Here is a 7,296-nt window from a genome sequence, read left to right as displayed (position 1 = left end):
GGGGGGGGAGGTTAGCGATAACGGCTGTTGCGTGTCCTCCCCCTCCGTCGCCTTCGGCGCCACCTCCCCCTGGCGGGGGAGGATCGAGACGGCATCGGACTGGGGAATCGCGCACGAACGCCGCCCCTTCCCCACTCTCGCAAAACCATGCTGCATCTGCTAACGGCAGCGCCATGCTGAACCTGAACAATATCACGGTGCGCCTGGGCGGACGCGTTATCCTCGATGGCGCCACGGCCGCGTTGCCGCCGGGCAGCCGCGTCGGGCTGATCGGGCGCAACGGCGCGGGCAAATCGACGATGGTGCGCGTAATCGCAGGCCAGCTCGAACCCGATGACGGCTCGGCCGACATGCCCAAGGGCGCGCGCATCGGCTATCTCGCGCAGGAAGCGCCGCACGGCGTGAAGACGCCGTTCGAGACCGTGCTCGAAGCCGATCTGGAGCGCGCCGCGCTGATGATCGAGAGCGAGACGAGCGAGGATCCCGATCGCCTGGGCGACGTGTACGAGCGACTGATCGCGATCGACGCCTACACCGCACCCGCACGCGCCGCGCAGATCCTGCTCGGGCTCGGGTTCGACGAGGACATGCAGGCGCGGACGCTCGACAGCTTCTCGGGCGGCTGGAAGATGCGCGTGGCGCTTGCCGCCTTGCTGTTCTCGCAGCCGGACCTGCTGCTGCTCGACGAGCCGTCGAACCATCTCGATCTCGAAGCGGTGATGTGGCTTGAGGATTTCCTCAAGGGCTATAAGGCGACGATCGTCGTCGTCAGCCACGAGCGCGATTTCCTCAACAACGTCGTCGATCACATCCTGCATCTGCAGGGCGGCAAGATCACGCTGTATCCCGGCGGCTATGACGCGTTCGAGCGCCAGCGCGCCGAGCGTTTGGCGCAGATCGAGGCGGCGCGTGCCAACCAGGCGGTGCAGCGCGAGAAGCTGCAGGAATATATCGCCAAGAATTCCGCACGCGCCTCGACCGCCAAGCAGGCGCAGTCGCGCCAGAAGATGCTGTCGAAGATGCAGCCGATCGCCGAGAGCTATAATGATCCGACTTTGTCGTTCGGCTTCCCCAACCCGACCGAGCTTCGCCCGCCGCTGATCACGCTCGACATGGCGACGGTGGGCTATGCCGATGTGCCGATCCTGAAGCGGCTGAACATGCGGCTCGATCCCGACGACCGGGTCGCGCTGTTGGGGCGCAACGGCAACGGCAAGACCACGCTCGCGCGGCTGCTTGCCGCGCAGCTGACGCCGATGGACGGCGAGATGGCGTCGTCGGGCAAGATGAAGGTCGGGTATTTCACCCAGTATCAGGTCGAGGAACTCGATCCGACCGATTCGCCGATCGAGCATATGTCGCATCTGATGAAGGGCGCGACGCCGGCGGCCGTGCGTGCGCAGCTCGGGCGGTTCGGCTTCTCGGGCGACAAGGCGACGACTCGGGTCGGCAAGCTTTCCGGCGGCGAGCGCGCACGGCTGGCGCTTGCGCTGATCACGCGCGATGCGCCGCATCTGCTGATCCTCGATGAGCCGACCAACCATTTGGACGTCGATGCGCGCGAGGCGCTGGTGCAGGCGCTCAACGCCTATACCGGCGCCGTCGTGCTGGTCAGCCATGACCGTCACATGCTCGAGCTGACCGCCGACCGGCTGGTGCTGGTCGACGACGGGACGGCGAAGGAATTCGACGGCAGCCTCGACGATTACATCGCGTTCGTCCTGAAGGGCGATGGCGGCAAGGGCGATGCGGCGTCGAAGGCCGACAAGAAGGCGGGCAAGAAGGCCGCGGCGGAGGCCAAGAGCAACGACGCGGCGCTGCGCAAGACGCTGCGCGAGGTCGAGGAGCAGACCGCCAAGTTCACCAAGGAGCGCAACGCGATCGATCGCGCGATGGTTGATCCGGCGACTGCGGAGCCGCGCTTCTCGCGGATGTCGATGGGCGACCTCAGCAAGCGTCGTGCCGAGGTGAATGCCAAGCTGGAGGCGAGCGAGGCGAAGTGGCTCGAGGCGAGTGAGGCGCTGGAGGGCGTGGCGGCCTAAGCTCCGCCCCGTCATCCTGACGAAAGTCAGGATCCAGAGTTACGCACGGTGGCGCCCGTAACTCTGGATCCTGGGTCAAGCCCAGGATGACGGGGTAGGTTTGAGTAAGCTTAGCCCTCGTCGGCGTCGCTCGCCGCGGGACGCTCGAACCAGGCCTCGACCGGGCCGACCAGCTTCAGCGTGAGCGGGTTGCCGTTGCGATCGACCTTCTTGCCGAGCGCGACTCGGATCCAGCCTTCCGAGATGCAATATTCCTCGACGTCGTGGCGGATGCCGTCCTTGAAGCGGATGCCGATGCCGCGCTCGAGCAGCTCCTGCTTGAAGAACGGGCTGCGGTGATTGATCGACAGACGATCCGGGGGCGTGTCGCCCGCTGCGGTGGTCGGCGTGTCGGTCTCGGGCGTGTTGGGCGTGTCGGTCATGGTCGCGCGTTTAGCGGCAAGCAGCGGGACCGCGCCACAAAAAAGCGGCGCCGGGATTGCTCCCGACGCCGGCCTTTGATTCTGCAGGGGGTTAGCTGCAGACCTGCACGGAGACGCGATCACCATAATAGGGATCGACCCGCCACTCGTTCCAGCACCGCGGACGATAATCCTCGCGGTAATAGGTCCGCACCGGTGGCGCATAATAGTTCACCGCCGGCGGCGCGTAATAGCCGCCATTGTAATAGCCGCGATCATAATAGCGGTTGCGATTGTTGCTGCTGGCGATCGCTGCGCCGACGCCGAGGCCGAGGATACCGCCGAGCACCGCTGCACCGGCCGCGTTGCCGCCGCCACGATGGCCGTGCCAGCCGCCGCCGTAGCCGCGGCCGTAACCGCGACCCCAGCGCTGCGCATCCGCAGGCACTGCCGCCGTCAGCGCCGTGGCCGCGAGTGCAACGCCCAAGCCTGCCTTCTTCAAAAAACCGTTCATCTTTTCGAACTCCGTTACTAGTTACGCCCGGTCCGCTTGGGACAAACGCATAAGTGTCCGACCGTGTTTCAGGCTTTGGGCGATTCGGCCTGAACCGGGTCGGAACGGGCTGTTAACCCACGGTATAGCTGCGGCGCTGGGCTTCGTTTACGAATTTGGGGTAGGGAGGCGGGATGCGCAGGACCATGACGATGCGAGCGATCGCCTTTGCCGTTCTGGCGGGCAGTGCGGTACTGATCGGCGGACTGGCCTTGTCGGGGTCGCCGGTGACGGTGCGCGCCGCGGAGGCGCCGATACGCGCCGCCAAGGCGCAGGTCGCGGCACCGGTGCGCGCGCTGCCGCCGAAGCCTGCGCCGGTCGTCGCCGCCGCCCCTGCCGACGGCTATGTCGTCAAGCGCGTGCTGGATGTGCCCGAGCCGCTACGCCACGGGGCCTATTACTGGGATACCGCAGGCGTACCCGAGGGGCCGATCGTGATCACCGTCGACCTCGTCGCGCAGACGCTGTCGATCTTTCGGGCGGGCTATGAGATCGGGACGGCGGCGGTGATCTATGGCGCGGACGAGAAGCCGACGCCGCTGGGCGTGTTCACGATCACGCAGAAGGACGCGCATCACGTGTCGAACCTGTACGGCGCGCCGATGCCGTACATGCTGCGGCTGACCAACGACGGCATCTCGATCCATGGCAGCGCGCTGATGGAGGGCAAATACGCGACGCATGGCTGCGTCGGCGTGCCGACCGCGTTTGCCAAGCTGATCTTCGGGCAGGTGAAGCTTGGGGATCGGGTGATCGTGACGAGTGGCGAGATGCTGGAACGCGGCGGGCGGATTACTGCGGCTTGAGGGGATGGGGTATACGCGCTCGCCGTACCCTGCCCTCACCTTTTACCGCCTGCGGCGTCTGCTCTCCCGGTGCGAGACGATTGTGTGCGCGCAATCATATCCACAAGGCAGCCCTTCCCCAGCGCAGGCCGGGGTCCAGTTGGGCGACGTCGCCAACGAAGGGCGGCGCTCCGTTACTGCGACCTTTCCACCTGGACCCCGGCCTTCGCCGGGGAGGGGCAGAGGTAGGGTACTAAACCGGATCGGGTGCTGACGCCTCGGGGCTTCGGGCGTAGTGGCGCGACCTTCGGTCTTTCGTGTCTAAAAAAAGAGGCCGGAGGTTTCCCCCCGGCCTCTTTCTCGTTCCACGGAGCGCGCCGCGGCGAAGCCGCGTCGTCGGACCTCGCTTTAGCGAGGCCGGCCGAGCTTGTAAGCCTGGCCGGCTTCGCCCTGCCAGGCTTACGCGCTCTGCTTCGCCCGGCTCGCCCGCTTGCGCTCGTTCGCATCGAGGAAGCGCTTGCGCAGACGGATCGACTTCGGCGTCACTTCGACCATCTCGTCGTCGTCGATATAGGCAATCGCCTGCTCCAGCGTCGCACGCTTCGGCGGCGACAGGCGAACCTGGTCGTCCTTGCCGCCCGAGGCGCGGAAGTTGGTCAGCGCCTTGGTCTTCATCGGGTTGACCTCGAGGTCGTCCGGCTTGGCGTTCTCGCCGACGATCATGCCCTCATAGAGCGCCTCGCCGTGACCCACGAACAGGATGCCGCGCTCTTCGAGCGGACCCAGCGCGTAGTTGTTCGCTTCGCCCGACCCGTTCGAGATGAGCACGCCGTTCTTGCGGCCTTCGATCTGGCCCTTGTGCGGACCATACTTCTCGAACAGCCGGTTCATGATCCCCGTGCCGCGCGTGTCGGACAGGAATTCACCATGATAGCCGATCATCCCGCGCGACGGCGCCGAGAAGGTGATGCGGGTCTTGCCACCGGTCGACGGACGCATGTCGGTCATCTCGGCCTTACGGATGTTCATCTTCTCGACGACGGTGCCCGAATGCTCCTCATCGACGTCGATGATGACGGTTTCGTACGGCTCGGTCTTCTTGCCGTCCTCGTCCTCGCCGAACAGCACGCGCGGACGCGAGATGCCGAGCTCGAAGCCCTCGCGGCGCATCGTCTCGATCAGCACGCCCAGCTGAAGCTCGCCACGACCGGCGACTTCGAAGCTGTCCTTGTCGGCCGCCTCGGTCACCTTGACGGCGACGTTCGACTCGGCTTCGCGGAACAGGCGCTCGCGGATCATGCGGCTCGTCACCTTCGTGCCCTCGCGGCCCGCCATCGGCGAATCGTTCACGGCAAAACGCATCGACAGCGTGGGGGGATCGATCGGCTGCGCGTGCAGCGGCTCGGTCACCGTGATGTCGGCGATCGTGTCGGCCACCGTGGCCACCGAAAGCCCTGCGAGCGAGATGATGTCGCCGGCCTTGGCTTCGTCGACTGGCACGCGGTCGAGGCCACGGAACGACATGATCTTGGACGCACGCCCCGTCTCGACGATCTTGCCGTCGTTATCGAGCGCGTGGATCGCCTGGTTGGTCTTCACGGTACCCGAATTGACGCGACCGGTGAGGACGCGGCCGAGGAACGGATCGCGGTCGAGCAAAGTGACGAGGAAGGTGAACGGCACGCCGGCGACTTCCACGGCCGGAGGCGGCACATGCTTCACGATCGTCTCGAACATCGGGATCAGCGTGCCTTCGCGCGCGTCCATGTCGGTCGAGGCATAGCCGTTGCGGCCCGAGGCGTAGAGCACGGGGAAATCGAGCTGGTCGTCGTTCGCGTCGAGCGACACGAACAGGTCGAACACTTCGTCGAGCACTTCCTGGATGCGCGCGTCGTTACGGTCGACCTTGTTGACGACGACGATCGGCTTGAGGCCGAGCGCCAGCGCCTTGCCGGTGACGAACTTGGTCTGCGGCATCGCGCCTTCCGACGAATCGACCAGCAGGACGACGCCGTCGACCATCGACAGGATGCGCTCGACTTCGCCGCCGAAATCGGCGTGGCCGGGCGTGTCGACGATGTTGATGCGGATGCTCTCGCTCTCGCCCGGGGGCGTCCAGTCGACCGAGGTCGGCTTGGCGAGAATGGTGATGCCACGCTCCTTTTCGAGGTCGTTCGAATCCATTGCGCGCTCTTCGACGCGCTGGTTGTCGCGGAAAGTGCCGGACTGGCGGAAGAGCTGGTCGACCAGCGTCGTCTTGCCGTGATCGACGTGCGCAATGATCGCCACGTTGCGGAGGCTCATGAATGTATTCTCTTGAAACGAGGAACGGGGTTGGCGCGCGCCATAGCGTAATTGTTGCGCCGCGGGAAGACCGGGCGGGTTCGGGGACTCACCACCCCTGCCGTCCTCCTGACGAAAGTCAGGACCCGGAACGACGGAAGGCAGCGTTTGTTACCCTGGGTCCTGACTTTCGTCAGGAGGACGGGGGTCGACGCCTATAGGCTCCGGCGGCGAGAATGGCACGCGGATCGCGCACCGCCAGCATCGCCCTTAGCGCGGCGTGCTTGTCGGGCGCGGCGGCATAATAACGCTGCCAGATCCGCAGCCCCATCCAATAGCCGAGCTCGGGCGGCCAGCCCGCGGGCGGCGTGGAGTAGTTGCCGATCCAGCGGGCATAGGCCTTGGCTTCGGGCGAGCCCTCGTCCGGGTTGTCCTTGTCGGTAAGGGTACGGGTGAGCGCGATATCGGCCTGCATCTGGCGCCAGAGTTCGGCTTCGCGCGGGGTCGCCCAGGCGGCGCGCGCGGCATCGGGTTCCTCACCGGTGACGAGCTGGGCGATGAAGTCCGCCGCCCCCTCGACGAGGATCGCGGCGAGCAAGGGATCGCGGGCGAGCGTCATGCCGGCATCCTCCTGGATCGCGTGCACCGTCTCGTGCGCGAAGAAATGGCGGAGCGTCTGGCGCAGTTTTTCCGGGGTCGGGGAGATCCGGCAGAGGACTTCGAGGCCGAGCACCTGTGCGCCGGGCTTGGCCGTGCCGCCCGAGGTGTTCGCGCCGAAGACGATATAGACCTGCGGGAGTTTCGCGTCGGGGAGCGCGCCGCGGAGGCCGAGATAGATCGATCGGAGATCGGCGGTGGCGGCCTTGGCGGCGGGAAGGCAGGTCTTGATCGCCTGCGCGTAGCGGGTGGGGTTGGCGGCGATCGCGCGCGCGAGCGTGTCGGCGTCGCCGATCCGGCCGGGGGTGAAGACGCCGATCCCGAAACTGCCCTTGTCGAGATAGTCGCGTTTGAGTTGCGCGGCGGTCGGCTTGCCCTTGGTCCTGGCGAAGAGGGCGGCGAAACGGTCGGCGTCTTCGGTGTGGATCGTCGCGGTGAGCGGGTCGGCGGGCGGCGGGCGGTTCGTGGCGGCCGCGGGGAGGAGCGCGAGCGCGAGGATCAGCGGGCGAAGCATGATGCGCAGCGTATATTGTGCGGGCAAGAGCGCCAGAGCGGATATCACAATCCTCCCCCGC

General features: G+C 66.2%; 6 protein-coding genes. 2 read left to right on the top strand and 4 right to left on the bottom strand.

From position 1 onward, the window contains the following. Positions 1–173 precede the first annotated feature (173 nt). Complete coding sequence (locus ASE88_RS09850) at positions 174–2,042, top strand: ABC-F family ATP-binding cassette domain-containing protein (protein WP_055873815.1); 1,869 nt, start codon at positions 174–176, stop codon at positions 2,040–2,042. Positions 2,043–2,152: 110 nt separating this feature from the next. On the opposite strand, the gene ASE88_RS09845 is transcribed toward ASE88_RS09850, so the two are convergent. Then, positions 2,153–2,464, bottom strand: a complete 312-nt coding sequence (locus tag ASE88_RS09845) for a DUF3297 family protein (protein WP_056416404.1) — start codon at positions 2,462–2,464, stop codon at positions 2,153–2,155. A gap of 91 nt (positions 2,465–2,555) precedes the next feature. After that, complete coding sequence (locus tag ASE88_RS09840) at positions 2,556–2,957, bottom strand: hypothetical protein (protein WP_056477828.1); 402 nt, start codon at positions 2,955–2,957, stop codon at positions 2,556–2,558. A gap of 191 nt (positions 2,958–3,148) precedes the next feature. On the opposite strand from ASE88_RS09840, the gene ASE88_RS09835 reads away from it, so the two are divergent. Beyond that, positions 3,149–3,802 (top strand): L,D-transpeptidase family protein, encoded by a 654-nt coding sequence (locus tag ASE88_RS09835; RefSeq protein ID WP_235527900.1) that lies wholly within the window; start codon positions 3,149–3,151, stop codon positions 3,800–3,802. A 438-nt stretch (positions 3,803–4,240) separates the two neighbouring features. Here the strand turns inward: ASE88_RS09835 and typA are convergent, their stop codons facing one another. Next, positions 4,241–6,085, bottom strand: coding sequence for a translational GTPase TypA (typA, locus tag ASE88_RS09830; RefSeq protein WP_056477826.1), 1,845 nt, complete (start codon positions 6,083–6,085; stop codon positions 4,241–4,243). Between the two features lie 172 nt (positions 6,086–6,257). Continuing rightward, positions 6,258–7,283: a DUF2268 domain-containing protein gene (locus ASE88_RS09825; protein WP_235527899.1), complete on the bottom strand. Its 1,026-nt coding sequence runs from the start codon at positions 7,281–7,283 to the stop codon at positions 6,258–6,260. Between the last annotated feature and the right edge of the window lie 13 nt (positions 7,284–7,296).

Source organism: Sphingomonas sp. Leaf38 (assembly GCF_001421825.1).
Classification (GTDB): domain Bacteria; phylum Pseudomonadota; class Alphaproteobacteria; order Sphingomonadales; family Sphingomonadaceae; genus Sphingomonas.
The sequence above is the reverse complement of the archived record's forward strand: the minus strand, read 5'-3'. Positions and strand labels throughout refer to the sequence as shown.